Below are 26,867 nucleotides of genomic sequence, written 5' to 3'. Positions count from 1 at the left end.
CATCACCGTTCTATCGAGCCGGTGCGACGTATCTTCTTCTGTAACAAAAGCACACCATAAAGCAGGGCTTCTGCCGTCGGAGGACATCCGGGAATATATATATCAACCGGTACAATACGATCGCATCCACGAACAACGGAGTAGGAATAGTGATAATATCCGCCGCCATTTGCACAGGATCCCATCGAGATCACATAACGCGGTTCCGGCATCTGATCGTAAACTTTCCTTAGCGCAGGCGCCATTTTGTTCGTCAAGGTACCAGCCACCATCATAACATCCGATTGGCGCGGTGAAGCACGCGGCGCATAGCCGAAACGTTCGTTATCATAATGAGGCATTGAACATTGCATCAATTCGATTGCGCAACATGCGAGACCGAAACTCATCCACATAAGAGAACCGGTACGCGCCCAAGTTACAAGCGCATCAACCGATGTCACCAAAAACCCTTTATCGGAAAGTTCGCCGCTTATATTTTTGAAAAATTCGTCGTCCGAACCAATCAGTTTTCCGGTATTCGGGTCAATAATACCCTTCGGTTTTGGAGCAACCAATGCCGAATTGTCATGAATCAATCCCATTCAAGTGCTCCTTTTCTCCATTCATAAATAAAACCGACAGTCAGCACAGCGAGAAATACCATCATCGAAAGAAAGCCGAACAAGCCCACCGCATCAAATGACACTGCCCAAGGGAAAAGAAACGCAACTTCCAGATCGAAAATAATGAACAGAATCGAAACCAGATAAAATCTGATATCGAATTTCATACGTGCATCATCAAACGAATTAAAACCGCATTCATATGCAGATAATTTTTCCGGATCCGGAGAACGATAAGCCACGATATATGGCATTATCAGCAGTACGCCGGCTATTAATGCCGATACAATGATAAATATCAATACGGGCAAATAAGAACTTATAAGATCAGCCATGGTTCACTTCTGCCTTTTAAAGGTGCCGAACTAACAGAACCAACATCCACTATTACAGCGATTTTGTCGATTCCTAAGTTAATCCCGCCCGTGCAGCTTAAAGGGCATGCCGTGCGACAAATCTATGCTAAGCGTTACCCCACCGAACGCCGTTACGCAATAGCTAACACTAGCATAAAACCACAAGCTGTGCAAAATCGGAACGGGAAATAGGTAAGCTTATTTAGGTAAAACAGATTTTTGTTTTTAAAAATTCCTGCAAAAACAATGCATTGGTTCATTTTCGCCAAATTCTGTCACTATTTGAAAAATGAATATTTCCCGATTTAGTCACTTGGTCACGTTTTGGCGAGCAAAAATCTTTGCCTCGCCTCTGGCTCAAAAAGGAACAGACCAGCTGTTTTATCATCCGATAATTTTATCGAAATCAGATGAATCACATATCAACGGCCAAAAGACCGGTGACATTCTGTCTTTACATTTGAAGACATCCGTCTTCACATTAAGAAACTACAATCGTTGAGGAAAGATATAAGACTAAAAGCCAATTTTCATTAGCGATTAAGCTAAATGAAAAATGGCGCGAGTGACGGGACTCGAACCCGCGACCTCCGGCGTGACAGGCCGGCGCTCTAACCAACTGAGCTACACCCGCGCACTTTTCAGTTCAGTCATTGTGACTGTGTGCGGTCGTTTAAGGTGTTCGTTTGCATCTGTCAAGCGACAAGCGTAGAGTTTTTTCATAAAAAATGTTTTTTCCTGAAAAAAGACCAGAAAACCGGCTTTAAAAAAATTTCAGATAAAAAAAACGATTTCTTTGCAATCTTTCTCTTGCGTTTGCGAAAAGTTTTGCCTAAAGAGAGCTCCAGTTGTTACCGCTTCAAGGTAACGGCGGGCGATTAGCTCAGCTGGTAGAGCGCCTCGTTTACACCGAGGATGTCGGGAGTTCGAGTCTCTCATCGCCTACCACTTTATTTTTCCCGAAATTTGTAATTCTGTTTTGATCTTTTTCAAATGAGGAAAAGTTTGAAAAAGGCGGGAATTAGATAAACTGCTTCATCCTGTCTATATCCTTATCCCTTCTATATCCTTGCGATTCCACAGTCTCCAACCAAGGTGTTCAGTGGCTTTTATGTGTGGCGCGCGAAGATTTTTACGAGATGTTCTTTTATTCGCTTTTGAACTGACACCGGACTTCAGCCAGATATGTGTTTTCTGCGCTGTTTGCGCGGATTGTCATATGCGACGGCGGCTTCTTGAAAAAATGTTTTGAACGGTATGAAGCAAGATATTCATATCATCGACGGCGAAATTTTCGGCTTACCAAAAGGTCGTGCGTGTAAATATCGCTACCGGCTGGTCTCTGGCGAAAATGATTGATAACGACGACGCTTATTATGATAGATTCGATTGGTAAATCTTCCAAAACAAATTAAAAGCACAAGCTGGATCTTTTCAATGGAAGAATTTTTCCTATTTCCTACTGTAAGGCTTTATTACCCGGAGATAATTTTATGCAAGCAGTCCATTTGAAATACCAACTTCATTCGTTAAAATTTCCTCTTATTTTGCTGCTACTTTCATTTTTGTTGCCAGCATTGACAGGATGCGGTTTCAATACAATCCCGACCAATGAAGAGAAAGCTCACGCTGCCTGGAGCGAGGTATTGAATCAGTATCAACGCCGTTCCGATTTAATACCGAATCTCGTTGAAACTGTTAAAGGATATGCACAACATGAACAGGCCGTTTTGACCGGTGTTGTTGAAGCGCGTGCAAAGGCAACGCAAACAAATATCAACGCCGATATGCTCAACAACCCTGAAGCCATGCAACAATTCATCAATAATCAATCCAATTTGACAGGTGCGCTTTCACGCTTGATGGCCGTTGCCGAAAACTATCCCGACTTAAAGGCAAATCAGAATTTTCTTGCACTTCAATCGCAACTAGAAGGAACCGAAAACCGCATTGCAGTTGCACGGCGCGACTATATCGAAGCGGTTCGCGTTTATAATACTGCAATCAGGACGATGCCCACAATGATATGGACATGGATATGGTATCGTAATGCTAAACCGATGCCGACATTCTCGATAGACGAAGCTGCACAACAAGCCCCGAAGGTCGAGTTCGGTAAATGATTCACATTCGTTGGCCAATTTTTATAAGGATATTTTTCTTTGTGGGATTGGCCCTGAGCACGGTTTGCACGTTATCCGTTGCTTTGGCTGGCGGTTTGGACAATTTTCCCCGCCTGACAGGACGGATTGTCGATAATGCGAACTTGCTTTCCGGCGAGACTCAACAATCAATCACAACAGAACTTGCCTCTCTTGAGGAAAAAACCGGCGATCAGATAGTTGTGGTGACTTTATCGAGCCTCTCCGGCTACGATATCGAAACCTATGCAAACAGTTTGTTCAGACATTGGGCATTAGGCCAAAAACAAATTAACAATGGTGTAATGCTCCTCGTGGCGCCGAATGAACGTGCGGTGAGAATCGAGGTCGGATACGGACTTGAAGGTGTTCTGACGGACGCACTCTCGGCGACTATTATCAATGCTATAATTTTGCCGAATTTTCGCGAAGAAAATTTTGATAAAGGAATAAAAGATGGCGTCACTGCGATCGAAGAGGTTTTAACGGGCAATAAAGCGGATTTTGAGTCGCGTATAAAAGCCTATCAACAAATTGAACAGCAAAAGATCGAGGAACAGAGAAAACAGGAACTTCTTGCCAATTTTGTAACCTTTGCCATCTTTTTTATATTTGTCGTACTTCCGATACTCGCCTCTATTTTCGGAACCAAAGTTGGTCCGCGGCGCTATCGCTGGCTTGGCATTGTATTTGTGTTGTGGTTCCTCGGATCAGGTCGAGGTGGCGGTTTCGGTGGAGGCTTTGGTGGTGGTTCCGGCGGATTTGGTGGCGGTTTCGGTGGAGGATTTGGCGGTGGCGGAGGATCGTCCGGCGGTGGCGGCGCGTCGGGGAGATGGTAATGCAGACAAATAAACCTGTTTCATTAGATGTCATTCAACACGACGAAATCAGCGCAGCTATTCGTTCTGCCGAAGCGACAACAGACGGCGAAATTTACGCAGTTTTTGCGAAAGAAAGCGATAGCTATTTCTTTATTTCGTTTTTCATCTGGACGGTCACTATATTTTTCGTTTCAATCATTGGCGCATATATGTTGCATTGGGGGTGGCATGATATTCCCCTGCACTATTTCGCTACGGTAGTTCTTTCCGTTCATCTTTTGGGATTGTTTTACCTGTCCATCATCCCAGCATTGAGACTGCTCATTACACCGGGTGCAATCAAAAACCGTATTTGCCACGCGAACGCCGCACGTCAATTCCTTGCACAAAACATTAACAGGACGACGAAGCGAACCGGAATTCTTCTCTTCATTTCGCAAGCTGAACATTACGCAGAGATTATAGCTGACGTGAAAATTGCGGAAAAAGTCCCACCGGAAACATGGAAAAGAATTATAAACGGAATGGTGAAAAAAGCGCGTGATGGAGACATTAACGGTGCATTTATCGAATCCATACAAAAATCCGGTGAAATATTGACACAATTTTTCCCTCGAAACAGCCACATAGATAACGAACTTCCTGATCGTATTGTTGTAATCTGACTCTTATTCTGTTTGTTGTAACGATTTTATATCTATCATGAACCATAAACCGTTCGGTTGATCCGATTAAAAAAGATGAATACGACTGAAATGAAGAATAATATTTTATATTATCGTTGTATTCGCGATATTTTTGTTAATTATAAATAATAATATTATATTACGTGAATGTTAAAGGATGAAATTTTCACGTCCATTTATATATTATAGATTGTATTATTCAAAATTAAAATATTTAAATCCATGCTGAAATCTCTCCCGATGTCCTTTCGAGGGTGCATCGGCACTCGGTGAAATAAAGTTGTAAACATGAAAATAAACACCTGTTTCAAGGAGTGCTCCGAGTTGAAACAGATTTTTGTAAAAAAATTCCCAACAATAGTAAATCCGGTTCAACCGATCTTCGATTCCGACATATCGTTTCGTTAAATTAATCTTGGCTTGTCTAGTTCCTTGATTTAACAGTCAGAGGCTAATAGATTGCCTTCAATTGCAAACTTTCCCACAGGATATGATGAATAATACAATTCGACAAAATCTCGATCATTCTTTTTTACCTAAAGTTCCATCCCGACCGGTTGAATGGGTCGTGAGTGAAGAGCTGGTTCCTTATCCGTTCGCCCTTGAACAAATGGAAAAAAGAATTGCCGAAATAGCTTCCGGAGAAGCTGATGAACGGATTTGGTTATTAGAACATCCCCCCATATATACCGCCGGAACGAGTGCCAAACAAAGCGACCTGTTAACACCCGGGCGGTTTCCTGTTTATCAGACTGGTCGTGGCGGCGAATTTACCTACCATGGTCCCGGACAAAGAGTGATTTACATTATGCTTGACCTGAAGCGGCGCAAAGAAGATGTCCGCGCTTTCATAGGAGCATTGGAAGAATGGGTCATTCAAACTTTGGCAGCGTTCAATATCAAGGGTGAACGCCGCGAAGATCGCGTGGGAGTTTGGGTCGTTCGCCCCGATCGACCTTCCACAATTAAAAATGAGCCGGCAGAAGATAAAATTGCAGCAATTGGAATCCGTTTACGTAAATGGGTCAGTTTTCATGGCATCGCGTTAAACGTTGAACCGGATTTGTCACATTATACCGGAATTGTTCCCTGCGGAATATCGGATCATGGCGTCACCAGTTTTGTTGACCTCGGTTTACCGGTTACTATGGCCGATGTTGACGTTGTTCTAAGACAAACATTTGAAAGAATATTTGGCCCTACCGTATCTGTTGGAATTTAGGTTCAAGATAATGATCTTCAAAAACACCGACCAGAAGAATTTCTGTATCACGGCATCAATCGCCACGTTTCTATTCTATTTCCCGTTGATTTTAAATAATTATTATTATCGTGACGATTATATACGTCTTTATACCCAAACTCCGGGTTGGAGTGAATATGGAAGGCCTTTTGCAGACGTTCTCACCCTCTTCCTTTCGGGTGATTGGCAATGGTTGCCGGATTCTGCGCCTTTTTTTCTTCTGGTAGCCTTGTTTTTAACCGTCGTTTCAGCTTGCGTTAGCTTGAATATCCGATCAATTCCGTTCAACTCTATTACAGCAGTTCTACTTGTAGCCTTTCTTTTCAATCCGTTTTTGCTTTCTGCTTATCTCTACCGTTACGATTGTGTGTTAATGGCGATGGGGCTGACTTGTAGTTTATTAGGTTGGGCCTACTATCCAGGTTCAAAACTCAAATCGGCTATTTTTTGTTTTGTCTGTATGGGATTTTATCAGTCCTATATAAATATGTTTATTGTTCTTATATTAATTGAAGCATTATTTAAAATTTATAATGGTGGTAAAATTGGTGCTGCAATAAAATATCTTTTTAAAGCAATTATTTTTGCTGCAATTATAACAATAATCTTTTATTTTTTTGCGAAATTATTCATTCTGGAATATGCAACGGCAAAAAGCCAATTTATTTTCCAGAGTCCCAAAGGACCTTGGCACCATATTGCAGTTACAACAGAAAATGCGTTTTCACGCTATTTTGGTTTTTTATCAACAACCGGAAAAGTTTTATATGGAATGGCAATTTGCGTTGCTTTCACACAAATTCAACTTCATTTTTATCGCGATACGCAGTTTGAAAAACCTGTTTTGAGAGCAACCATTTGTTCAATAGCATTTTTATTCATGCTGCCTATTTCTTTGGGTGTAATATATGGAATCGTAGGAGACAACGGCATTCCGCCAAGACTCATGCCGCAGTCTATCTTCTTTTCGGTTTGTATTATTTTTCTCATTATCCAGTTTGTTACGCGTTTTCAAAATTCCAGGCAAACAATCGGGCCTTTGACGTTTGCGAGCACAAAAATCACTTGGGGGTTAATCGTTTTTTTCCTGCTATTTCCGCTTGTATTCAGTTATATTCTTAATAGCGCGGTCCGAATTCAAAATGAACTCAACCGATATTATTTGCATCGCCTCGCTACCTCTTTGGAAAAGTACCCCCCCGAAAAGCCCGCTTACATTCTAGGTGGTTTGGGTACATCGATTTATTTAAAAGACACCGTGCAACGAATGCGTCTCATGGCGGTCATGATACCTCATGGAAGCGATTGGCTCTTTTCATCACAATTGAAAGAGTTCGGGTATACGAATATCACTAATCTCGCGAATACCCCGAAAGCGCATGAACTTGTTAGGCAATTATGTAGCACAAACAAAGTTCCCGACATAAAAACGATGAATTACCGGATATTCGATTTAGGTGATTTTCTATTTATTTCACTTGGCCGCAAAAGCATGTGCCTGAGCGATTATAACAAAACTGTCGAGCTTGGAAAAAAATGATTTCGCATTCGGATTTTTTTAAAGCCGGTTCTCATTTTTACACCAAACATAGATCATTGGTGCTGTTTTTGTGTTCCGGCGCCATAGCTTTCTGGATTGACTTTTTTACACTTTGGTTATTGCAAACAATCGGCCTCAATCTTTGGGTTGCGCGAGCAATCGCATTTATTGTAGCAGCCACTTTTACGTGGATTTTTAATAGCCGAATATCATTTCGCGGTAGAGAAGCCCGTTTCAAGAACTTGAAAGGCTGGGGAAGCTATATGGGACTGGCAGCTATTGGCGGTGTGCTCAATTATTGTGCGAGTATGGCAGTTTTAAAAAGCGTCACCACAGTGACGCCAATAACTTTATTTCTCGCTATAGCCGCCGGATCGCTCGCCGGATTGTTTGCCAATTATTTTTTGAACCATTTTGTGTTTTTCAAAAAAGCATAAAACGCACCATTCGGATTATTCTATTTTTCAAAAACAGCATTATATTTTTTCATAATATTTATAAGATCGTCGGATAATAACAGTGTCAGTTCATTGCGTCGTTCCGGCGTTGCGTGAGCGAAGCCATAGCGGCTATCTTTATAAAAATGGCTATCCGAAATATCATTACCAAGCGGGTGCACCATTATCTCTATTTGTGCGTCACAATTGCCTGCTGCCCGCGATATAACCGACAATCCTCTATCAATATCGTCGAGAGTGAGATTGCAGCTCGCAGCGGTTCCCAGAAAAAAGTCGGAAGTCGCCACTTGATAGCGCCTGGCCAACTTTCCTATATCTTTGGCCCAAAAGCCTAACAATTGCCGGCGCAAACAGCCCTTCATATTGCTAATAAAGGGAGCTTGCCTGCTATATCCGCGTTCGGATGGAGTGCGGATATAACGAATTGGATATTTGATGAGAAGCTTTTCAATGACTGTTCTCAACGGTGGCAGTATGTGAATGTGAAGATGGCCGTCAAGCCTCATTTGTCTTTCGGGAAAATGGTCATAAACAAATTCTATTTGTTGGCAAAATTCTTTAAAAATCCACTCTCGTAAGCGTTTTTTTTGGGGAGAAAGATATAATTTTGTTATCAATTCCCCAAGGGACAAATGAAAAAAGTCATCATTTCCTGTCAATCCGAATTCGCTCCCACCCTTGGTGAGTGCTTTACCTTCAAGAAGGTTAAGATGCACGTTTATGAATTTGCATCCGGTTTTATCCAATTGTCCAAAGCTCGCCTGATCTTCTCCACCGGCCAGAACGCTTGTCGCCTGTAAGCGGCCTCTTTCCACGCCCTTAATCACAGCATTTGAACACGCCAGATCAAGAGCAAAATCATCGGCATTGAACAAGCAGAAAAGGGTCATTTACGAGCTGTCCTGTTTATTGGCTCGCTCCCCTCTTCCAGTTCAATGTGTTGACTGACGAGAAAACGCGGACGACTTTTGACTTCATAAAATATCTGGCGAATGTAAGCCGACAGAATGCAGAAACAAGAAAGGATCGCAGCGCCTGTAATCAGAATAACCAGAATGAGCGTCGAAAAACCGCCTATTGACCTGCCCATAATTTTAGAAATGATCGCATCTCCACCGACCAATAGCGAGAACACCAGAAACAGAAATGTCAAAAACCAGATAAAAATAAGCGGTTTTGCAGAAAAGCCTGTTAATGAATCAATCGCGAGACGAAGTTTTTTCCAAAACGACCAACCGCTTTTTCCGTTTTCCCGATTGTTGGGAATAAATGAAACACTTTGCTGTTTGAAACCAAGCCACTGAACAACACCGCGGTAAAAGAAAAGCTTTTCCGGTAGTGATTTGAGCGCGTCGGCTACTTTCCGATCAAGCAAAATAAAATCACTTGTGCCACCGATGTCATTTTCGGTTACCCAATGAAAAACTTTATAAAATCCTTTTGCTGCCAGACGATTTAAGGTCGATTCCTGTTGCCGCTCTTCTTTTACCGCCAAAACAATTTCTGCACCCTTTTCCCATAATCCGAGCATTGTGGACATCAATTCGGGTGGATGCTGCAAATCACAATCAATCGTTATGACAACATCGCTATCAGCTAAAGAAAGACCGGCCGCAATTGCCGCCTCCTTGCCAAAATTTTTAGCAAGTTTAATTCCAATCAGCTTGAATTTTTCAGGAACAATACTTCTGACGTTCGACCAGCTATTATCCGTTGACCCGTCATCTACCAGTATAATTGTCAACTCATAGTGTAATCGGGAGAATACACGTACCACTTCTTCAACAAAATTGGAAATGCCATTTCCTTCATTGTATACCGGGCTAATGATTGAAACTGTTGTCATCTTTGCATTCCGCAAATAAAACTCTTGCTATAAGTCTTTTACATGAATTTATTTTAAAAGAAAGCCTTGCGAACAGAACAAGAACATTCTCGCTTTTTCATCCTATCTATGCAAATATGTGGAAAAATAATTCGATTCGTATTAATGGAACGTCAAATAAATTTTAGATAGATAATCGGCAGTGATGGACGAGAAACATAACGATCTTTTTGGAAATTTGCAAAGCAATATCGAAACGACACGAGATCTTTCCAATGTAACGTCGAAAAAAGCAAATTTGGAAAAAAAAGATAAGCAGACGCAGAAATCCTTGAATGTAACAACGGATGCCGAAGATAGCTATGATGCGTCCTCCATCCGTGTTCTGGAAGGATTGGAGCCGGTACGTTTACGTCCGGGAATGTATATCGGCGGTACCGACAGTAAAGCACTCCACCATCTTTTCGCAGAAGTTATTGATAATTCGATGGATGAGGCCGTTGCCGGTTATGCCAATTTTATTGAAGTGTCGCTCGATGCCGAGGGATATTTGACCGTCACGGATAACGGGCGCGGCATACCGGTCGAGAACCATCCCCAAATGCCGGACAAATCGACCCTTGAAGTCATCATGACGGAACTGCATTCCGGCGGAAAATTCGACGGGAAGGCATATGAAACTTCCGGTGGGCTTCATGGTGTGGGAATATCGGTCGTCAACGCTTTATCAGACGATATGGAAGTGGAAGTTGCGCGCGGCCGCAGGCTTTATCGGCAGCGATTTTCCCGCGGCATCCCCCAATCCGGTCTTGAGGATTTGGGCGAAATTCATAACCGTCGCGGCACACGTGTACGTTTTCATCCTGACCCACAAATATTCGGTGCCAAAGCGGCTTTTAACCCCGAACAGATTTATAAAATGGCGCGTTCCAAAGCCTATCTTTTCGGTGGTGTTGAAATTCGCTGGAGTTGTGATCCTGCAAAGCTAGTCGGAAAAGAAGATATACCGGAGAAAGCTGTTTTCCATTTTCCGGGTGGATTGAAAGATTTTTTAAGTTCGTCCTTGAATGGCGAATATCAGGTTACGTCGGATATTTTTGCAGGTAAAACCGAACAACGTGGCGGTCATGGTTCTGTTGAATGGGCAATCACCTGGTATGGCGGCGACGGTTTTATCCATTCCTACTGCAATACAATCCCGACCGGTGAAGGCGGCACGCATGAAGCAGGTTTGCGTCAGGCTCTTCTTCGCGGGCTGAAGGCCTACGCGGAATTGACCGGAAATAAACGGGCATCTGTTATCACCACAGACGACGTGATGATCTCGGCCGCAGTTATGCTTTCGGTATTTATCCGCGAACCTGAATTCGTGGGGCAGACCAAAGACCGTCTGGCAACTGTGGAAGCACAACGGATAGTAGAAAACGCTATTCGTGACCCCTTCGATCATTGGCTTGCCAATTCTCCGCAAGAAGCAACCAAACTTCTTGAGTGGGTGGTTGACAGAGCCGAAGAGCGATTAAAAAGACGTCAGGAGAAAGAAGTCAGTCGCAAAACTGCCGTGCGTAAATTGCGTTTGCCGGGAAAACTTGCCGATTGTACCCATAATTCTGCCGCAGGTGCCGAACTGTTTCTCGTCGAGGGAGACTCGGCCGGTGGATCTGCCAAGCAGGCGCGAAATCGTGCAACTCAAGCGGTTTTGCCTTTACGTGGGAAAATCCTCAACGTTGCAAGTGCAGGCAGGGACAAGCTCAGCAATAACCAGATTATCTCCGATCTTATATTGGCGCTCGGATGTGGGACCCATTCAAAATATAAAGAAAGTGATTTGCGATATGATCGCATTATCATCATGACAGATGCCGATGTGGATGGCGCACATATTGCTTCATTATTGATTACTTTTTTCTATCAGGAAATGCCTGAACTTATAAAGAAAGGGCATCTTTTCCTCGCAGTCCCGCCTTTATATCGCATTTCTCAAGGTGGCGTTGTCGCCTATGCGCGTGATGATGCCCATAAAGACGAGCTGTTAAAAACGAAGTTTACCGGCCGTGGAAAAATTGAAATCGGGCGTTTCAAAGGTTTGGGAGAAATGCGCTCTGACCAATTGAAAGAAACGACTATGGATCCTAAAAACCGGACTTTGTTGCGGGTCGATATTGCGAACGACAGCGACCAGGAAACTAAAAAAGTTGTCGATGATCTTATGGGATCAAAACCTGAAGCACGGTTCCATTTTATACAGGATAATGCGGAATTTGCCGAAAACCTCGATATTTGATGAAGTATCAGCGAAACTGAAATAACTATTAGATTGTGATGGTATAATTCATTTTTTAAAAATGTTTTGACCGTTTATACAATGTGCAGTTACGACGGGCAATCCAGTACATTCTGCCGGATATTCTTTTTATAATTTTGAAATCCGCGTAAGGCTGTTTCGTCGTTGTGGCAAGTCCCAAATTGCAATTATGATATAAAATACGATTGCCGTAAATTCGATCTCTTTATTTCTGATACCTTTCTTGAAAAAGTTTATTTGTGTAACTCTGTCATTCATCATTATAGAAGTTGGAATTGAACAAACTTTTAGAACTTGATTTGTCAAACAGTCTATTCTTTTTGTAATCCTGCTTACAATTATACAAAGCAGGATATAATCCTGTCATTGATATTATTTTTAACCGGATAATACATTAACAATAAACAGACATAAATCGGCTTTTATACTTTATAAAACACATGTCCGCTGGATGAAATTATGCCGGGTTATTTTTCGAGCGGCTAATAGAAATTTATTCCGGCTCGGCAGCGTCAATAACGCGAAATTGTGGCGAAGCTTGTCCATTCCAATAGTTAAGGTTGAGATTGCCCGCAACATGGATGTTTTTCCCCAAATGGGTCATCAGGAAGTCACCCAAATCTGTGCCAACTGCACGAAATGCAATAGCCTTCAATCTTTTGCCTTCAGTATTAGAAATAGACATCATCAGGTGGCCTTTACCCACCTCACGGACATCGGCCAAACGGTGCGACGGCAACACGAACACCGGCAATGGATTTCCCGACCCGAAAGGACCTGCTTTTTCAAGCATTTCATAGAGTTCCCGCGTGGCTCCGGAAGCCGAAAGGACACCATCAACCAACAAGGTTTCCCGATCATGCAAGTCGTTTACCTTTGAAGACAATTTCTCGTTAAGCCATTTTCTGAATTCGTCAATTTTACCGCTTGAAATCGTCACACCGGCGGCCATTGCATGGCCTCCGCCTTTTTCAAGCAACCCCGATTGAACGGCTTCACGGACAAGCTCTCCGAGATTGACACCGGCTATCGAACGACCCGATCCCGTAGCCGTGCCGTCATTCTTGATTGCTATCGCAAAAGCCGGACATCTGAATTTTTCTTTCAGTCTGGCGGCAAGAATACCAACAATTCCGGGGTGCCATCCTTCATGGGCAACCACAATAACACTCGGGGTTTCGTCAAGTGTCAATGATTGTAAGCCGACTTCGGCTTCAAGGAGTTGCTTTGCTTCAATATTTTGTCTTTCCTGATTTAAAGCATTGAGCTCTTCCGCAATGGACTCGGCATCGCTTTCTGTCTGTGTCGTCAGCAAACGCGCTCCCAGTGCCTGATCGCCAATCCGTCCACCTGCATTTATGCGTGGTCCGAGCAGAAAACCGAGGTGAAACACATTGAGCGGCTCACCAATTCCGGCAACCCGTGAAAGTGCGGCAATGCCCGGATTGGACATCATTCGCGCCACTTTAAGCCCCTTGATAACGAAAGCCCGATTGACGCCGACGAGAGGCACAACATCGCACACTGTCGCAAGCGCCACAAGATCAAGATAACGAAGAATATCCGGAAGGGTTTTATGTTTTCCTTCAGCCCGAATTTTTTTCAGTGTCCACGCCACCGCAATAAACACAAGGCCTGCGGCGCAAAGATAGCCCTGCCCCGACCGATCATCCGGACGGTTTGGATTGACAAGAGCGTTGGCCGCAGGGTCGACTTCCCCCATCTGGTGATGGTCAAGCACCACCACATCCACACCTTTTTCACGGGCAGCTTTTATAGCTTCGGGGCTATTTGCACCGCAATCGACTGTTACAATCAGACTGGAGCCTTCATCTGCCAGCATTCTCATAGCCTGCGGGTTTGGCCCATATCCTTCAACAAGGCGATCGGGTATGTAGATATGAACATCAAGACCGAAAAACGTCAAAAATTGATAGAGAATGGCAGAAGAACAAGCACCGTCGACATCATAATCACCGAAAATAGTGACCTTTTCCTTCCGGTCGATCGCCTGCAAAATACGATCCGTTGCTTTTTCCATATCAATAAAAGTCGTGGGATCGGGCGTCAACGTTTTCAAAGTCGGTTCGAGATAATTCAAGACTTCGTCTTCGGAAACCGAACGGGCTGCAAGAACACGCGCCAAAGGTTCTGCAATTCCGAATTTTTGTGATAGGGAGCGAGCATTATTCACCCCTTCTCGGTCGAGACTTTCCGTCCAGCTTCGACCGACTGCGGAGCGGGTTACTCCCAAAAAATTTTGTTTACGCTGTATCATATCGGATTTGATACAACAAAACACCGTCGAAAGCGAATGACAAATTGATATATGTCCGGATCAACCTTTGTCACCAAAATCAAACAATTCGGAAATTCTATAGTTTGAACTTTCAGACGTGACTGGTTTTTGCACGCCTGAAAGATCTGTTTGTCATTAATAAATGATAATTTGTTTTATTATCAAATTTGGTTCAATGCCTGTTCAATGTCGCCGATAATATCTTTAATATCTTCTATACCGATCGACAGACGCACAACGTCCGGACCTGCACCGGCGGCAATTTTTTGACTGTCTGTCAACTGGCGATGGGTGGTTGAAGCCGGATGGATAACAAGCGACCGTGTATCGCCGATATTGGCAAGAAGCGAAAATAATTTCAATGAAGAAGCGAATTTGACGCCTGCTTCATAGCCGCCTTTAACACCAAAAGTGAAGACAGAACCCGCCCCCTTCGGTGCATAACGCTGCTGAAGCTTGTGGTATTTGTTGTCCGGCAAACCGGCATAATTAACCCATGAAACTTTTTCGTGTTTTTCCAGATATTGGGCAACTGCCAATGCATTATCGCTATGCTTTTGCATACGTAACGGCAAGGTTTCAGCCCCTGTCAAAATGAGAAAGGCGTTAAACGGCGAAATGGTCGGACCGAAGTCGCGCATTCCCAGCACGCGCGCCGCCGTGGCAAAAGCCGCATTACCAGTTGCTTCGTAAATGACAAGACCGGCATAATCGGGACGTGGTTCGGTCAATTTTTTATAATGCCCTGACTTGCCCCAATCGAAAGTGCCACCGTCAACGAGAAGACCGCCCATCGAATTGCCATGACCACCAATAAACTTCGTTAGTGAATGAATGACGATGTCGGCTCCATATTCGATAGGGCGTAAGAGATAAGGTGTCGCAAGTGTGTTATCGACAATCACAGGAACACCATGTGCATGAGCTATTTTCGCAATGGCTTCAATATCGACCACAATTCCACCGGGATTGGCAAAACTTTCAATAAAAATTGCCCTTGTCTTGTCGTCAATCTGCTTTTCAAATGACTGTGGATCTTCGCTATCAGCCCAACGCACTTGCCAATCAAAAGATTTGAAAGCATTGGAAAACTGGTTAATCGAACCACCATAAAGCTGTCGGCCGGCAACAAAATTTTCACCCGGTTCCATCAAAGTATGAAACGTCAAAAATTCGGCAGCATGACCGGATGCCGTTGCCAAAGCAGCCGTGCCGCCTTCGAGTGCTGCCACTTTTTCTTCAAGTACCGCCTGTGTCGGATTTGTGATGCGTCCATAAATATTCCCCGGCTCCGCCAAGGCAAAACGATTTGCCGCCTGATCTGCGTCCTTGAACACATAAGCGGTGGTTTGATAAATCGGTGTAATTCTTGCTCCGGTCGTCGGATCGGGCGCAGTGCCCGCATGGACTGCCAATGTTTCTATTCCGGGTGTCGTTTTTGTCATTTGCTTCTCCATCAAGCATCTCTCAACATTGCATTTTGTTTGAGGCTAGTTGACGCAGAGACAAGTCACAAGAAAACAATTTCTCAAATCCCTGAATTGTTACTATTTCTCTCTCAAATCACCGAAATTTTTGATATTTATTTTCCCGAAAATTGGTTTCCCGCTAAGGTTGAAGAAAAAGAAGGGAAAAAACAAAAGCTCCACAGCAGAAAAACGCCACGATCAAAAAAATTCGTACAACGATAGCCTGATGCATTTCTATCCGTCCGGTAATAATCTCTTAGGTAGCGGGCGTTCGAGTTGTTCAGAAAATTCCGGCTCCCCGAAAATGGCCCCCGATTGATTGGCTATTCATAGCTATTGATTGCCTATTCATAGCTTAGGCCGGCTATCTTCATTGCCGGAATATTAAATGTTGACGCGTTGGAATTTTGTCGGAACTATCCCGATCATTCCGAATAAATGATGAAAGCTTTCGAGCTTTATATCGGGATATTTACTCAAAATATATTTATCATTTATGCAATTATAATAATATGTTACACATTGTTTTTTATATTTTGATTCAAGCAATATAAAATAACGAGTATCAAAACACGTCCGGAAATATTGATTGGAGAACTATTTTTGCGTTCTTCCTGAACCGCAGTCCGGCCAATTCCGGACAGAACAAATTATTCAACCGTTGTTTTATCGTTTGTCAAAAGCTGCTTCCATTATCGCGCTTTGCTGCATTGTCGTGTTTTATTCGATAGTTGCGCTTTATTTTGTAATTTTTTGAGGCTAACCTTATGAAATTTCAGTTTTTCAAGATGAAGTTCTAAGAACGAAAACAGATTCCCGCTTCTGTTAGCAACAATAACAATCTATTTTAAGCGGTATTATAATACCGCTATTGCAAAATATTGGAAATATTGGATTATTTTTCAATTGACGTTATGATTGAGAGCTTATAAGAAGTTCGCACATGTCGCATTCGGCATAAATTGTTGTGATACGATGTCACAACGCAAAGCAACAAAAAACGCCCTTGTTTAACGAGGGATTTAAAAAAGGAAAGCTTCAATGGCAACTTTTTCACAAAAGCCCGCTGAAGTGGCCAAGAAATGGGTCATTATTGACGCAGAGAACCTTGTTTTAGGTCGTCTTGCCACATTGGTAGCCAACCGGTTACGCGGTAAACATAAACCAACATATACACCTCATGTCGACGACGGTGATAATGTTATTGTCATCAATGCCGATAAAGTTGTTCTAACCGGCAAAAAATTTCACAATAAAAAATATTACTGGCATACCGGTTATATTGGCAGCGTGAAAGAACGTACCGCCCGTCAAATCCTCGAAGGTCGTTTTCCTGAACGTGTTATCGAAAAAGCTGTTGAACGTATGATTCCGCGTGGTCCTCTTGGTCGTCGGCAGATGAAGAATTTGCGCGTTTATGCCGGAACAACACATCCTCATGAAGCCCAGCAACCTGAAGTTATCAATGTTGGCGCACTCAACCGTAAAAATAAAAGGATTGCTTAATTATGGCCGAGATTAGTTCTTTTTCTGAACTTGGTGCAGTGACCGAAACGGTTGTAGCTCCTGCAGCACCAGCAGCACCAGTCCATGAACGTAAACTTGATGCGCAAGGACGTTCTTACGCAACTGGTAAACGTAAAGATGCCATTGCACGTGTATGGATCAAACCGGGTAGCGGCAAAATTGTTGTTAACGGTAAAGATTTCGACAAATATTTTGCACGTCCTGTTTTGCAAATGATTTTGCGTCAGCCGATCCTTGCGGCCAATCGCGACGGCCAGTTTGACATTGTTGCATCTGTTGCCGGCGGTGGTCTTTCCGGTCAGGCCGGTGCTGTTCGTCATGGCATTTCAAAAGCTTTGACATATTTCGAGCCGGGTTTACGTTCCGTATTGAAAAAAGGTGGCTTCCTTACACGTGATAGCCGCGTTGTAGAACGTAAGAAATACGGTAAAGCAAAAGCTCGCCGTTCGTTCCAGTTCTCGAAACGTTAAGTTTCAGCATTTTCATTTTTCATGGAAAAGCCCCGTTTTACGGGGCTTTTTTATTGCTCTTCGATTTCCAATTCGGGAACTTGCTTTTTAACCCAGAAAGCGTTTGACCATAGACATGAAATTGACGACCGATATTGGCTTGGACATGTAATCCTCACAACCGCTTGCCCTTATCCTTTCTTCATCGCCTTTCATTGCAAAAGCTGTAACTGCCACAACAGGAATCGATTTCAATTTCTCATCGGCTTTCAACTGTTTTATCACGTCAATTCCTGAAACTTCCGGCAATTGAATATCCATCAGAATGAGTCCGGGATTGCTTTTCCGCGCCAAATCCAAAGCAGCCAAACCGCTGCGCGTCTCCACTGTTTCATAGCCACTTGCTTCGACAAGATCGCGGAACAATTTCATATTCAGCTCGTTATCTTCCACAATCATAACTTTTTTTGCCATTCTACAATCTCCGCTCTTCCAGCTTTGCGCTGACAAGAGTAAACTACTTATGGTTACCACTTGGCTAAAATGATATGAAAAAACAAATAACCAACCGTGAAGAAGCCGAACAATTGGCAGTCGACGCATTATTGTTTATTGCCAACGATCCTGAGCTTATGCCGCGTTTCCTGAACATTACCGGTATTAACGCTTCCGATATTCGTCAAGCTGCGGCCTCCAACGGTTTTCTTGCGGGCGTATTACAATTCATATTGGCGCATGAACCCACATTGATGAGTTTTGCTGAACAATCGGGTTACCCGCCACAGTCAATCGGCGAAGCGATAAACTTTCTTCCCGGTGGAGAACAACCTGTATGGCTATAAACCCGTTTGACCAACCTGATTTTGGTTTTTGTCGGGATTGTTTATCCATTCAACATACATTCAATAAACGTTGCGAAAAATGTGGCTCGCCTCGTCTCATACGTCATCCGGAGCTCTATTCACTTTCATTAGCACATATCGATTGTGACGCTTTTTACGCTTCCGTGGAAAAACGCGATCATCCCGAACTGCGCAACAAACCGGTTATCGTCGGTGGCGGTAAAAGAGGTGTCGTTTCGACCGCTTGTTATATCGCCCGGATTTCCGGTGTACATTCGGCAATGCCTATGTTCAAGGCATTGGAACTTTGTCCGGAAGCCATCGTCATTCCTCCGGATATAACCAAATATGCACGTATCGGTCGGGAAATTCGCCAACTCATGCTGGAATTGACACCGCTCGTCGAACCAATTTCCATTGATGAGGCGTTTCTAGACATGAGCGGCACAGAGAAACTGCATAAAGCGCCGGCTTCCTTTACTCTGGCGCGTTTTGCCAAGCGTGTTGAAAATGAAATCGGGGTTAGCGTATCAATCGGATTATCTTATTGCAAATTTTTGGCAAAAATCGCTTCCGATCTCGATAAACCGCGTGGTTTTTCCATTATCGGTGAACATGAAGCACTACCATTTCTAGCAAAACAGCCAGTTACGAAAATATGGGGGGTTGGCTCGGCACTGGCGCAAAAATTATCACATGACGGAATTACTATGGTGGGAGAACTCCAGCATCTCGATGAAGCATTGCTCATTAAACGCTATGGACAAATGGGACAACGCCTTTATCGACTATCGCGCGGACAGGATAAAAGACAGGTTGAACCCGAACGTGAAGCTAAAAGCATTTCCTCGGAAACAACTTTTATGAATGATCTGTCGAATAGCGAGGATTTGATACCCGTTTTACGCATGCTATCGGAAAAAGTATCAGCGAGATTGAAAGCAAGCGATATTGCAGGCCAAACAGTCGTTCTCAAGTTGAAGACAAAAGATTTTAAAACACGAACGCGGAATGTCGGTCTCGATGACCCGACACAAACTGCCGATCGTATTTTTCGTACCGGATTAAGATTGCTTCAAAAAGAACTTGATGGAACGAAATTCCGTCTTCTGGGAATTGGCGTTCAGCAATTGTCAAAAGCAGCGGGTCTATACGATGGCGATTTTCTGGATCCTTATTCTCACAAGCGGGCTGTCGCAGAAACCGCAATGGATAAACTCCGTGCCAAGTTCGGCAATAAGACTATTGAAACCGGCTACACCTTCGGAAAAAATATTTCCTTGCCAAAAAAGCACGATGATAAATTTTAAGAAATCCCGATTATAGGCGCTGCCGCTCGAAAATTTTTCCATTTCAACAAACGGATAATTCGCTATATGTTGGCCGAAAATGTTTTCGACCGGAAATTTGCATTTTAAGTTCCGCATTGCATCCGGAACCGTCAAGAACAATTCCGCCAACAGAATGCCACTTGCCCGATTTCTGCAATTTTTCGAGACATGGGCGACACACGCCATTGGCGTGTCGTTCTTCACTTAACCAGAAAAACGACTTTCTGTTCAAACGATATTTGACTTACCCAAACGATATTCGAGGAGCCCGCTCGCTTCATGAAACCCGAGCTCCGCTGAACCGACGCTCAATACCAACCAAGAGCTATTTGAGCTTCCTCGGACATTCTGTCAGGTGTCCAGGGTGGATCGAATGTCATATTGACTTCAACATGCGATACCCCCTCCACTGCTCCTACCGCGTTTTCAACCCAGGTCGGCATATCGCCCGCCACCGGACAACCCGGCGCTGTCAATGTCATGTCAATTTTTACCGTACGGTCATCTTCTATATCAATTTTATAAACGAGACCCAGCTCATAAATGTCAGCCGGAATTTCGGGATCGAATACCGTCTTCAACGCATTGATAATATCGTCTGTCATGCGGTCAAGTTCATCGGCAGGAATCGCTGAACCATGTGATGTAACAATATCATTGTCCCATTCGCCTACCGGTTCTGCCGCATGAATTTCGTTGGCGGAGTCACTCATTAAAAAACCTCCTTGCCTTTTCCAACGCTTCGGCAAGCTGATCGACATCATCGCGGTCATTATACATTGCAAAAGATGCCCGACATGTCGATGTCACGTGAAAGCGATTCAATAGCGGCTGGGCACAATGCGTTCCGGCTCGCACCGCTACTCCCTGGCGATCAATATACATCGACACGTCATGGGGATGGATTCCCTCAAGCTCGAAAGAGATAATACCGCCTTTATCAGGTGCATGACCGAAAATTCGTAATGAATTGATCGCTTCAAGTCGTTCATGGGCATAGGCCGTCAAAGCCTTCTCATGTGCTTCAAGCGCTTTTCTGTCTTTCGACATGATGTATTCAAGTGCAGCACCAAGCCCTATAGCCTGAACGATTGGCGGTGTACCTGCTTCAAAGCGATGCGGCGGTTCATTATAGGTGATCTTGTCGATGCTCACATCGTCAATCATCTCGCCGCCGCCCTGAAAGGGATGCATTTCTTGCAGCCGATCTTTTTTTCCATAGAGAACACCAATTCCCGTTGGGCCATAAAGTTTATGGCCGGTCATCACATACCAGTCACAATCAAGATCCTGAACGTCGACGGTGAGGTGAACAGATCCTTGTGCGCCATCAACCAGAACAGGAATATTACGGTCATGGGCTGCCTTTATCATCTCTTTGACCGGTGGAACTGTACCGAGCGTATTGGACATATGCGTGATTGCAACGAGTTTTGTCTTTTCAGTCAAAGCCTTATTGAAATCATCGAGATGTAGAACACCATCCTCGTCGACCGGCACAAAAACCAGCTTTGCTCCCTTGGTTTCCCGAATAAAATGCCAGGGAACAATATTTGAATGGTGTTCCATAATCGTCAGAACAATTTCATCACCTTCTGCAAAACGCGGCATCGCATATCCATAGGCAACAGTATTGATTGCTTCGGTTGCATTTTTGGTGAAAACAATTTCCTCATGAGACGATGCATTGATGAACTTACGAACGCTTTCTCTGGCTTTTTCATAAAGATCGGTTGCTGTATTTGACAAAAAATGCAGACCACGATGCACATTGGCATAACTTGTCTTGTAAACCTCATCCATTACATCAAGCACTTGACGGGGCTTTTGCGCCGAAGCGGCATTATCAAGGTAGGCCAAACGTTTGCCATATACTTTCCGATCAAGAATTGGAAAATCGCGCCGGATTTTCTCAATATCGAAAGGAGAAGGCGGAAGAGTTGACATAATAAATCCCTTTAAAGGTGCTTTTCCAACCATTGATTGATGATTTCGACAATGACATCCTGCATCTGTTCATTATTGACATCGTCTATCAACTGCGAAACAAACGCTTTCACCAGCAAGCCGCGTGCGACCGATTTTTCGACACCACGAGCCATAAGATAAAATAGTTGGTCGCGATCAATTTCCGCGACAGTCGAACCGTGCCCGCAAGCAACATCATCGGCAAAAATTTCAAGTTCCGGTTTTGAATCAAACTCGGCATCATCCGATAAAATAAGACTATTGCATGCCATGCGCGCATCAGTCTTCTGCGCTTCCCGCGCAACCTTTATCATGCCCTGAAATGCGCCGCGTGCATTGTCTGTCACAACATTGCGTACAATTTCAGTCGACGTTGTACTTTCCGCAATATGACGAACGAACATCGTAACGTCGCTATGGCTTGCTCCGGCCAGCAAATTAATCGTTCTGAGCTGGAAATTACCGCCTTCACCAGGCATTTCGACATCAATTTCCTGCCGGTTCAACTGGCTTGCAATATTGACGATATAAAGGGTTAGTTTGGCATTTTCCGCAAGAGTTGCGCGGAATTTTGAAAATTGTGTCGCGTCAAACCCGCGATCACGGATGATGATCCACTTGACATCCGCGCCCTCGCCCACTTCGAGATTTTGAACGGCAGTAACAAATACCGGTTTTTCGCCACCCAACTGTCTTTCAATAAACGTAACCGAAGAATTGGCTCCGACTTTTATATTGGAAAACGCGTGAGCTTGCCCAGCCGGATTAACCATTTGCAATTCGACCGGTTCTTCAATTTTTGCCCCCTCTTCTACTTCAAGAAGCCAGCCATCAGTCATAAAAGCGGTATTGATTTGTCCAACAAAATCATCATCGGCAATATCAGGCTTAAGGGTGAAATGCTCGTTCGCAAGCTCGTCGGCTACACGTTTGACCGTTATGGATTTTATTTCCGGCGCGCTCAGCGTCTTTCCGTTAAAAATAGCCAATACAGAGTTTTTAGCTAAAAGTGGAGCACGTGCCAACCCGTCGCCCTCGTCGCTGAAATTCGGAACAGTCTTCAGCAATGTACGCAAATCGGTATAATGCCAATATTCGCGTTTTCTCGAAGGAACCCCTACCCGTTTGAATTGTTCGACCACACTGTCACGCGTTGACATGACCTCGCTATTACCGGGAAAATCACCCAATTTTTGTCCAAAAATATCGACAATTGCTGTTTCAGCAGCCGTCATTTCCGGCTTTTTATCAGATTTCGAGGTTTCACTCATGTTCTTCCCCCGATTCTGCTTTATCAATAATATCGGCATAACCGGTTTCTTCGAGCTGCATCGCCAATGTTTTATCACCGGTTTTGATTATTCTTCCCTTATAAAGAACATGGACCGTGTCAGGCACAATGTAATCGAGCAATCGTTGATAGTGGGTGATCACCATGAATGAACGTTCGGGCGAACGTAAAGCATTCACGCCATTTGCCACAATTTTCAACGCGTCGATATCAAGCCCGGAATCGGTCTCGTCAAGAATGCAGAGTTTGGGCTCCAACAATAACATCTGGAGGATTTCTGCACGCTTTTTTTCACCACCTGAAAAACCGACATTGAGTGGCCGCTTGAGCATTCCCATATCCATTTCAAGTTCGGCAACACCTGCCTTCACTTTCTTGAGAAATTCGGGTACTTTCAGCTCTTCTTCACCGCGAGCTTTTCTTTGACAATTCATTGCAACTTTCAAGAATTCCATCGTTGCAACGCCAGGTATTTCCATTGGATATTGAAAGGCCAAGAAAATACCGGCTGCCGCGCGTTCGGCCGGATCCATTTCAAGAAGCGGCTTGCCATTGAACAGAATTTCACCTTCTGTCACTTCATAGTCATCACGACCTGCCAGAATGTAGGAAAGTGTCGATTTACCCGAACCGTTCGGCCCCATGATAGCAGCGACTTCACCGTCGTGAATTGTCAAATCCAGACCATGCAGAATTTCGGTCTTGGTTTCGGCGATACGTGCATGAAGATTTTTGATTTCTAACATTTTTAAATCCTATTTTGCGGACGCTAATCGGACTACCGCATAAAAACTATAACTTCTGTCAACCGACACTACCTTCCAGACTGATCCCAATGAGCTTTTGCGCTTCTACAGCAAATTCCATTGGCAATTCCTGGATAACTTCCTTGACGAAGCCGTTGACAATGAGCGCAATTGCTTCTTCTTCCGGAATGCCGCGTTGCATAACGTAAAACAATTGGTCTTCAGATATTTTGGACGTTGTAGCTTCATGTTCAAACTTTGCGGTCGCATTTTTAGCTTCAATATAAGGAGCCGTATGAGCACCACAATTGTTGCCGATTAGCAGGCTATCGCATTGCGTGAAGTTACGGGCATTGGCAGCTTTACGATGCGCCGATATTTGCCCGCGATAGGTATTGTTGGAAAATCCGGCTGAAATACCTTTGGATATAACACGACTGGACGTGTTTTTTCCCAAGTGGATCATTTTCGTACCGGAATCGATTTGTTGATGCCCGTTGGAAACGGCAATCGAATAAAACTCGCCACGGGTATTATCACCGCGCAACAAACAAGACGGGTATTTCCACGTAATAGCCGAACCGGTTTCCACCTGTGTCCAGGATATTTTGGAATTGTCACCGCGACAGTCACCGCGCTTGGTGACGAAATTGAAAATGCCACCTTTACCGTCTTTATCACCCGGATACCAATTCTGAACCGTCGAATATTTTATCTCCGCGTCTTTTTGCGCAATAAGCTCGACCACGGCCGCATGGAGCTGGTTTTCATCACGTTGCGGAGCTGTGCACCCTTCGAGGTAGGAAACGTAAGCACCTTCATCGGCAATAATTAATGTACGCTCGAATTGTCCGGTATTGCGCTCGTTAATACGGAAATATGTAGACAACTCCATCGGGCAATGAACGCCTTTGGGGACATAAATAAACGAACCGTCGGTGAACACTGCTGCATTGAGCGCTGCATAAAAGTTGTCACCAGCTGGCACAACCGAGCCGAGATATTGTTTTATCAGCTCCGGATGCTCGCGTATTGCTTCGGAAATCGAGCAAAATATAACGCCCGAACGTATCAGCTCTTTTTTGAATGTCGTAACCACAGATACAGAATCAAAAACTGCGTCAACAGCAACGCGCCCTGAAGCGTAGACATTATCGTCAAGCTGCGACGGTTCTTGCTGTTTGCGAACGCCGGCAAGAATTTCCTGTTCTTTCAGTGGTATACCAAGCTTTTCGTACGTATTGAGAAGAGCCGGGTCAACTTCATCAAGAGATTTCGGTGCATTCTGGCTTTTAGGAGCCGAATAATATGAAATAGCCTGAAAATCTATCGGTGGAATATCCAATCTGGCCCAGTGCGGTTCCTCCATTGTCAACCAATGGCGAAATGCTTTAAGCCGCAATTCCAACATCCATTCGGGTTCTTGTTTCTTCGCGGATATTAAACGAATAATATCTTCATTAAGCCCTAACGGGGCTTTATCCGCCTCGATCTTGGTTTCAAAACCATATTTATATTGGTCCACGTCAATTTCACGGACCTGACTTATAGTTTCCTGCACTGCAGGCATGGGCTTCTCCCTCCTGGCCGGGTCAAAAACCGGCAGTTGTCGATTATACCAAAATAAGCATAACCTGATTTAGGGTTTCATTCACCAGACTTCAATGAAAAAACATGATAAATCCAGTCAAGCTTATTTGACTTTGTTTAAAACGGTTCTAAAGTGGATTGCAAGTACTGTTTTTCAAATTTTTGAATTTTGGATGATTTTTTGAAAAGCAGCCAGAAAATCGTCAATGTTTTTGAGGCTGGTTCGTGTGCCCGTAGAGACACGAATTGCCCCGTCGGGAACGTGGTAGCCCATCGCTTCGAGAACGCCGCTTTGTTTGACTTTTCCTGAAGAACAGGCAGAACCTGCCGAAACCGCAAACCCCGCCAGATCAAGGCCTATTTGCACTGTTTCGGCCTTCAAGCCTTCTATTGCAAAATAGGTCGTGTTTGGAAGGCGGGGCGCATGTTCTCCGTAAATCACAAGTTTGTTGCTTAATTGACGCAAACCGTTTTCCAAACGCATTTGAAGTGCTTTGGAGTGGTCAAGATCCTGCGTTGTAGGCTTTTGCTCCATTGCTGCTCCGAAAGATGCGATCAAAGGAATGGACTCGGTTCCTGAACGGAAGCCCTTCTCTTGCCCTCCTCCAAGAATCATCGCTTCGGGCATCAGTGCGCTGCCGGTTGCAACAAATGCACCCACTCCTTTCGGGCCCCCGATCTTATGAGCAGCAACAATAAAGAAATCCCCTCCGAAACTCTCGATATTGACAGGAAGTTTACCGATATACTGGACTATGTCGACAATAAGCACGCCACCCGATTGTTTGACGACATCGGCAATTTTTCCGATCGGCTGGATGACACCGGTTTCGCCATTCGCCGCTTGAATGGCAACCATTGGCAAACCTTGGGATTTATCATGTCGGGCGAGTTTTTGTTCAAGCTCCTTAATATTGATAATACCGTTTTCGTCAACTTCGATATGGTCTTGCCGGTCTTTATCAAAACGGCCGCCTTTGCCGATACAGGGATGTTCGGTTGCTCCTATGTAAACTTTGGAAAAAGAGACATCCGAACGACCCATTTTATAATGGGGTGTAAGCAGCGTCATGGCTGCCTCGGTTGCACCTGAAGTAAACACAACGTGATCTGCTTCGGTATGAAGACGTTTGGCTACCTGCCTGCGTGCCTTTTCCAACAAAGCCTTTGCAGCACGTCCTTCCTGATGGACTGATGACGGATTGCCATAAACATCCAGAGCGTCGACAAGCGCATTGCGCGCCGCATCTGATAATGGAGTTGTTGCATTATAATCGAGATAGCATCTTGAAGATGACATAAAAAGCCTCGCAAAATTTATTCTTTCAAATGCATCATTAGCGCAATTTCCTTGAAAAGTGCACCCATAACAGAC

General features: G+C 44.1%; 24 protein-coding genes and 2 tRNA genes. 12 read left to right on the top strand and 14 right to left on the bottom strand.

Annotated elements, in window-relative coordinates; genetic code table 11:
* Positions 1 to 2 precede the first annotated feature (2 nt).
* The 3 genes from GQS64_RS06950 to GQS64_RS06940 form a co-directional block, all read right to left on the bottom strand.
* Entirely contained in the window at positions 3 to 584 is a 582-nt protein-coding gene (locus tag GQS64_RS06950) for a NuoB/complex I 20 kDa subunit family protein (RefSeq protein ID WP_077992127.1), read from the bottom strand.
* Complete coding sequence (locus tag GQS64_RS06945) at positions 575 to 940, bottom strand: NADH-quinone oxidoreductase subunit A (protein ID WP_077992125.1); 366 nt, start codon at positions 938 to 940, stop codon at positions 575 to 577. Before GQS64_RS06945 ends, GQS64_RS06950 begins: the two co-directional genes overlap by 10 nt.
* Before the next feature lie 578 nt (positions 941 to 1,518).
* A tRNA-Asp gene (locus tag GQS64_RS06940) sits at positions 1,519 to 1,595 on the bottom strand.
* A gap of 238 nt (positions 1,596 to 1,833) precedes the next feature.
* Between GQS64_RS06940 and GQS64_RS06935 the strand changes: the two genes are divergently transcribed.
* From GQS64_RS06935 to GQS64_RS06905, 7 genes are all read left to right on the top strand, one after another.
* Positions 1,834 to 1,909, top strand: a tRNA-Val gene (locus GQS64_RS06935).
* 545 nt (positions 1,910 to 2,454) lie between these two features.
* Positions 2,455 to 3,084 (top strand): LemA family protein, encoded by a 630-nt coding sequence (locus GQS64_RS06930; protein ID WP_198231087.1) that lies wholly within the window; start codon positions 2,455 to 2,457, stop codon positions 3,082 to 3,084.
* Positions 3,081 to 3,941, top strand: a complete 861-nt coding sequence (locus tag GQS64_RS06925) for a TPM domain-containing protein (RefSeq protein ID WP_198231086.1) — start codon at positions 3,081 to 3,083, stop codon at positions 3,939 to 3,941. Before GQS64_RS06930 ends, GQS64_RS06925 begins: the two co-directional genes overlap by 4 nt.
* Complete coding sequence (locus GQS64_RS06920; RefSeq protein WP_198231085.1) at positions 3,941 to 4,588, top strand: TPM domain-containing protein; 648 nt, start codon at positions 3,941 to 3,943, stop codon at positions 4,586 to 4,588. The genes GQS64_RS06925 and GQS64_RS06920 overlap by 1 nt, the downstream gene beginning before the upstream one ends.
* A gap of 514 nt (positions 4,589 to 5,102) precedes the next feature.
* Positions 5,103 to 5,831 carry a lipoyl(octanoyl) transferase LipB gene (gene lipB / locus GQS64_RS06915; RefSeq protein WP_198231340.1) on the top strand — a complete coding sequence of 243 codons (729 nt, stop codon included), beginning with the start codon at positions 5,103 to 5,105 and terminating at the stop codon, positions 5,829 to 5,831.
* 10 nt (positions 5,832 to 5,841) lie between these two features.
* Entirely contained in the window at positions 5,842 to 7,392 is a 1,551-nt protein-coding gene (locus tag GQS64_RS06910; protein ID WP_198231084.1) for a glucosyltransferase domain-containing protein, read from the top strand.
* The gene (locus GQS64_RS06905; RefSeq protein WP_198231083.1) at positions 7,389 to 7,829 is read left to right on the top strand and encodes a GtrA family protein; all 441 of its coding nucleotides are present in this window, start codon (positions 7,389 to 7,391) and stop codon (positions 7,827 to 7,829) included. Before GQS64_RS06910 ends, GQS64_RS06905 begins: the two co-directional genes overlap by 4 nt.
* Before the next feature lie 20 nt (positions 7,830 to 7,849).
* Here GQS64_RS06905 and GQS64_RS06900 read toward each other — a convergent pair whose 3' ends face one another.
* Together GQS64_RS06900 and GQS64_RS06895 are read right to left on the bottom strand one after the other, a co-directional pair.
* Positions 7,850 to 8,740, bottom strand: coding sequence for a ChbG/HpnK family deacetylase (locus tag GQS64_RS06900; RefSeq protein ID WP_198231082.1), 891 nt, complete (start codon positions 8,738 to 8,740; stop codon positions 7,850 to 7,852).
* Positions 8,737 to 9,696, bottom strand: a complete 960-nt coding sequence (locus GQS64_RS06895) for a glycosyltransferase family 2 protein (protein WP_077992112.1) — start codon at positions 9,694 to 9,696, stop codon at positions 8,737 to 8,739. The genes GQS64_RS06900 and GQS64_RS06895 overlap by 4 nt, the downstream gene beginning before the upstream one ends.
* A gap of 184 nt (positions 9,697 to 9,880) precedes the next feature.
* Here GQS64_RS06895 and parE point away from each other — a divergent pair, with 184 nt between their 5' ends.
* Positions 9,881 to 11,959, top strand: a complete 2,079-nt coding sequence (gene parE / locus GQS64_RS06890; protein WP_077992110.1) for a DNA topoisomerase IV subunit B — start codon at positions 9,881 to 9,883, stop codon at positions 11,957 to 11,959.
* 514 nt (positions 11,960 to 12,473) lie between these two features.
* Here the strand turns inward: parE and recJ are convergent.
* Both recJ and GQS64_RS06880 read right to left on the bottom strand, forming a co-directional pair.
* Positions 12,474 to 14,255, bottom strand: a complete 1,782-nt coding sequence (gene recJ, locus GQS64_RS06885) for a single-stranded-DNA-specific exonuclease RecJ (RefSeq protein ID WP_198231339.1) — start codon at positions 14,253 to 14,255, stop codon at positions 12,474 to 12,476.
* Between the two features lie 185 nt (positions 14,256 to 14,440).
* Positions 14,441 to 15,724 (bottom strand): O-acetylhomoserine aminocarboxypropyltransferase, encoded by a 1,284-nt coding sequence (locus tag GQS64_RS06880; protein ID WP_198231081.1) that lies wholly within the window; start codon positions 15,722 to 15,724, stop codon positions 14,441 to 14,443.
* Between the two features lie 1,065 nt (positions 15,725 to 16,789).
* Between GQS64_RS06880 and rplM the strand changes: the two genes are divergently transcribed.
* Positions 16,790 to 17,254 (top strand): 50S ribosomal protein L13, encoded by a 465-nt coding sequence (gene rplM, locus GQS64_RS06875; protein ID WP_077992103.1) that lies wholly within the window; start codon positions 16,790 to 16,792, stop codon positions 17,252 to 17,254.
* Between the two features lie 2 nt (positions 17,255 to 17,256).
* Positions 17,257 to 17,745 carry a 30S ribosomal protein S9 gene (gene rpsI / locus GQS64_RS06870; RefSeq protein ID WP_077992101.1) on the top strand — a complete coding sequence of 163 codons (489 nt, stop codon included), beginning with the start codon at positions 17,257 to 17,259 and terminating at the stop codon, positions 17,743 to 17,745.
* Positions 17,746 to 17,832: 87 nt separating this feature from the next.
* Here the strand turns inward: rpsI and GQS64_RS06865 are convergent, their stop codons facing one another.
* Positions 17,833 to 18,198, bottom strand: a complete 366-nt coding sequence (locus GQS64_RS06865) for a response regulator (protein WP_077992099.1) — start codon at positions 18,196 to 18,198, stop codon at positions 17,833 to 17,835.
* 74 nt (positions 18,199 to 18,272) lie between these two features.
* Here GQS64_RS06865 and GQS64_RS06860 point away from each other — a divergent pair, with 74 nt between their 5' ends.
* A complete protein-coding gene (locus GQS64_RS06860) occupies positions 18,273 to 18,566 on the top strand; it encodes a DUF3572 domain-containing protein (RefSeq protein WP_077992097.1) in 294 nt (97 codons plus the stop codon).
* A complete protein-coding gene (locus GQS64_RS06855) occupies positions 18,557 to 19,876 on the top strand; it encodes a DNA polymerase IV (protein ID WP_198231080.1) in 1,320 nt (439 codons plus the stop codon). Before GQS64_RS06860 ends, GQS64_RS06855 begins: the two co-directional genes overlap by 10 nt.
* 329 nt (positions 19,877 to 20,205) lie before the next feature.
* Here GQS64_RS06855 and GQS64_RS06850 read toward each other — a convergent pair whose 3' ends face one another.
* The 6 genes from GQS64_RS06850 to GQS64_RS06825 all read right to left on the bottom strand — a co-directional run bounded on the left by GQS64_RS06850 (position 20,206) and on the right by GQS64_RS06825 (position 26,792).
* Positions 20,206 to 20,610, bottom strand: a complete 405-nt coding sequence (locus tag GQS64_RS06850; protein ID WP_198231079.1) for an SUF system Fe-S cluster assembly protein — start codon at positions 20,608 to 20,610, stop codon at positions 20,206 to 20,208.
* Positions 20,603 to 21,844 carry a cysteine desulfurase gene (locus GQS64_RS06845; protein ID WP_198231078.1) on the bottom strand — a complete coding sequence of 414 codons (1,242 nt, stop codon included), beginning with the start codon at positions 21,842 to 21,844 and terminating at the stop codon, positions 20,603 to 20,605. The genes GQS64_RS06850 and GQS64_RS06845 overlap by 8 nt, the downstream gene beginning before the upstream one ends.
* Positions 21,845 to 21,855: 11 nt before the next feature.
* Complete coding sequence (sufD, locus tag GQS64_RS06840) at positions 21,856 to 23,136, bottom strand: Fe-S cluster assembly protein SufD (RefSeq protein WP_198231077.1); 1,281 nt, start codon at positions 23,134 to 23,136, stop codon at positions 21,856 to 21,858.
* Positions 23,129 to 23,902, bottom strand: coding sequence for a Fe-S cluster assembly ATPase SufC (gene sufC / locus GQS64_RS06835; RefSeq protein ID WP_198231076.1), 774 nt, complete (start codon positions 23,900 to 23,902; stop codon positions 23,129 to 23,131). Before sufC ends, sufD begins: the two co-directional genes overlap by 8 nt.
* 58 nt (positions 23,903 to 23,960) lie before the next feature.
* On the bottom strand, positions 23,961 to 25,472 hold the full coding sequence (sufB, locus tag GQS64_RS06830) for a Fe-S cluster assembly protein SufB (RefSeq protein ID WP_077992087.1): 1,512 nt from the start codon (positions 25,470 to 25,472) through the stop codon (positions 23,961 to 23,963).
* Positions 25,473 to 25,646: 174 nt separating this feature from the next.
* Entirely contained in the window at positions 25,647 to 26,792 is a 1,146-nt protein-coding gene (locus GQS64_RS06825) for a cysteine desulfurase family protein (protein WP_198231075.1), read from the bottom strand.
* Between the last annotated feature and the right edge of the window lie 75 nt (positions 26,793 to 26,867).

Source organism: Bartonella sp. P0282 (assembly GCF_048452985.1).
GTDB lineage: Bacteria > Pseudomonadota > Alphaproteobacteria > Rhizobiales > Rhizobiaceae > Bartonella > Bartonella choladocola.
Note: the sequence above shows the minus strand (reverse complement) of the source record. Positions and strands in the feature narration are given on the sequence as shown.

Bases quoted from the DNA above. Each gene is read 5' to 3' on its own strand.
- GQS64_RS06950 (WP_077992127.1), bottom strand. From the start codon at position 584: ATGGGATTGATTCATGACAATTCGGCATTGGTTGCTCCAAAACCGAAG.
- GQS64_RS06945 (WP_077992125.1), bottom strand. From the start codon at position 940: ATGGCTGATCTTATAAGTTCTTATTTGCCCGTATTGATATTTATCATT.
- GQS64_RS06930 (WP_198231087.1), top strand. From the start codon at position 2,455: ATGCAAGCAGTCCATTTGAAATACCAACTTCATTCGTTAAAATTTCCT.
- GQS64_RS06925 (WP_198231086.1), top strand. From the start codon at position 3,081: ATGATTCACATTCGTTGGCCAATTTTTATAAGGATATTTTTCTTTGTG.
- GQS64_RS06920 (WP_198231085.1), top strand. From the start codon at position 3,941: ATGCAGACAAATAAACCTGTTTCATTAGATGTCATTCAACACGACGAA.
- lipB (WP_198231340.1), top strand. From the start codon at position 5,103: ATGAATAATACAATTCGACAAAATCTCGATCATTCTTTTTTACCTAAA.
- GQS64_RS06910 (WP_198231084.1), top strand. From the start codon at position 5,842: ATGATCTTCAAAAACACCGACCAGAAGAATTTCTGTATCACGGCATCA.
- GQS64_RS06905 (WP_198231083.1), top strand. From the start codon at position 7,389: ATGATTTCGCATTCGGATTTTTTTAAAGCCGGTTCTCATTTTTACACC.
- GQS64_RS06900 (WP_198231082.1), bottom strand. From the start codon at position 8,740: ATGACCCTTTTCTGCTTGTTCAATGCCGATGATTTTGCTCTTGATCTG.
- GQS64_RS06895 (WP_077992112.1), bottom strand. From the start codon at position 9,696: ATGACAACAGTTTCAATCATTAGCCCGGTATACAATGAAGGAAATGGC.
- parE (WP_077992110.1), top strand. From the start codon at position 9,881: ATGGACGAGAAACATAACGATCTTTTTGGAAATTTGCAAAGCAATATC.
- GQS64_RS06880 (WP_198231081.1), bottom strand. From the start codon at position 15,724: ATGACAAAAACGACACCCGGAATAGAAACATTGGCAGTCCATGCGGGC.
- rplM (WP_077992103.1), top strand. From the start codon at position 16,790: ATGGCAACTTTTTCACAAAAGCCCGCTGAAGTGGCCAAGAAATGGGTC.
- rpsI (WP_077992101.1), top strand. From the start codon at position 17,257: ATGGCCGAGATTAGTTCTTTTTCTGAACTTGGTGCAGTGACCGAAACG.
- GQS64_RS06865 (WP_077992099.1), bottom strand. From the start codon at position 18,198: ATGGCAAAAAAAGTTATGATTGTGGAAGATAACGAGCTGAATATGAAA.
- GQS64_RS06860 (WP_077992097.1), top strand. From the start codon at position 18,273: ATGAAAAAACAAATAACCAACCGTGAAGAAGCCGAACAATTGGCAGTC.
- GQS64_RS06855 (WP_198231080.1), top strand. From the start codon at position 18,557: ATGGCTATAAACCCGTTTGACCAACCTGATTTTGGTTTTTGTCGGGAT.
- GQS64_RS06850 (WP_198231079.1), bottom strand. From the start codon at position 20,610: ATGAGTGACTCCGCCAACGAAATTCATGCGGCAGAACCGGTAGGCGAA.
- GQS64_RS06845 (WP_198231078.1), bottom strand. From the start codon at position 21,844: ATGTCAACTCTTCCGCCTTCTCCTTTCGATATTGAGAAAATCCGGCGC.
- sufD (WP_198231077.1), bottom strand. From the start codon at position 23,136: ATGAGTGAAACCTCGAAATCTGATAAAAAGCCGGAAATGACGGCTGCT.
- sufC (WP_198231076.1), bottom strand. From the start codon at position 23,902: ATGTTAGAAATCAAAAATCTTCATGCACGTATCGCCGAAACCAAGACC.
- sufB (WP_077992087.1), bottom strand. From the start codon at position 25,472: ATGCCTGCAGTGCAGGAAACTATAAGTCAGGTCCGTGAAATTGACGTG.
- GQS64_RS06825 (WP_198231075.1), bottom strand. From the start codon at position 26,792: ATGTCATCTTCAAGATGCTATCTCGATTATAATGCAACAACTCCATTA.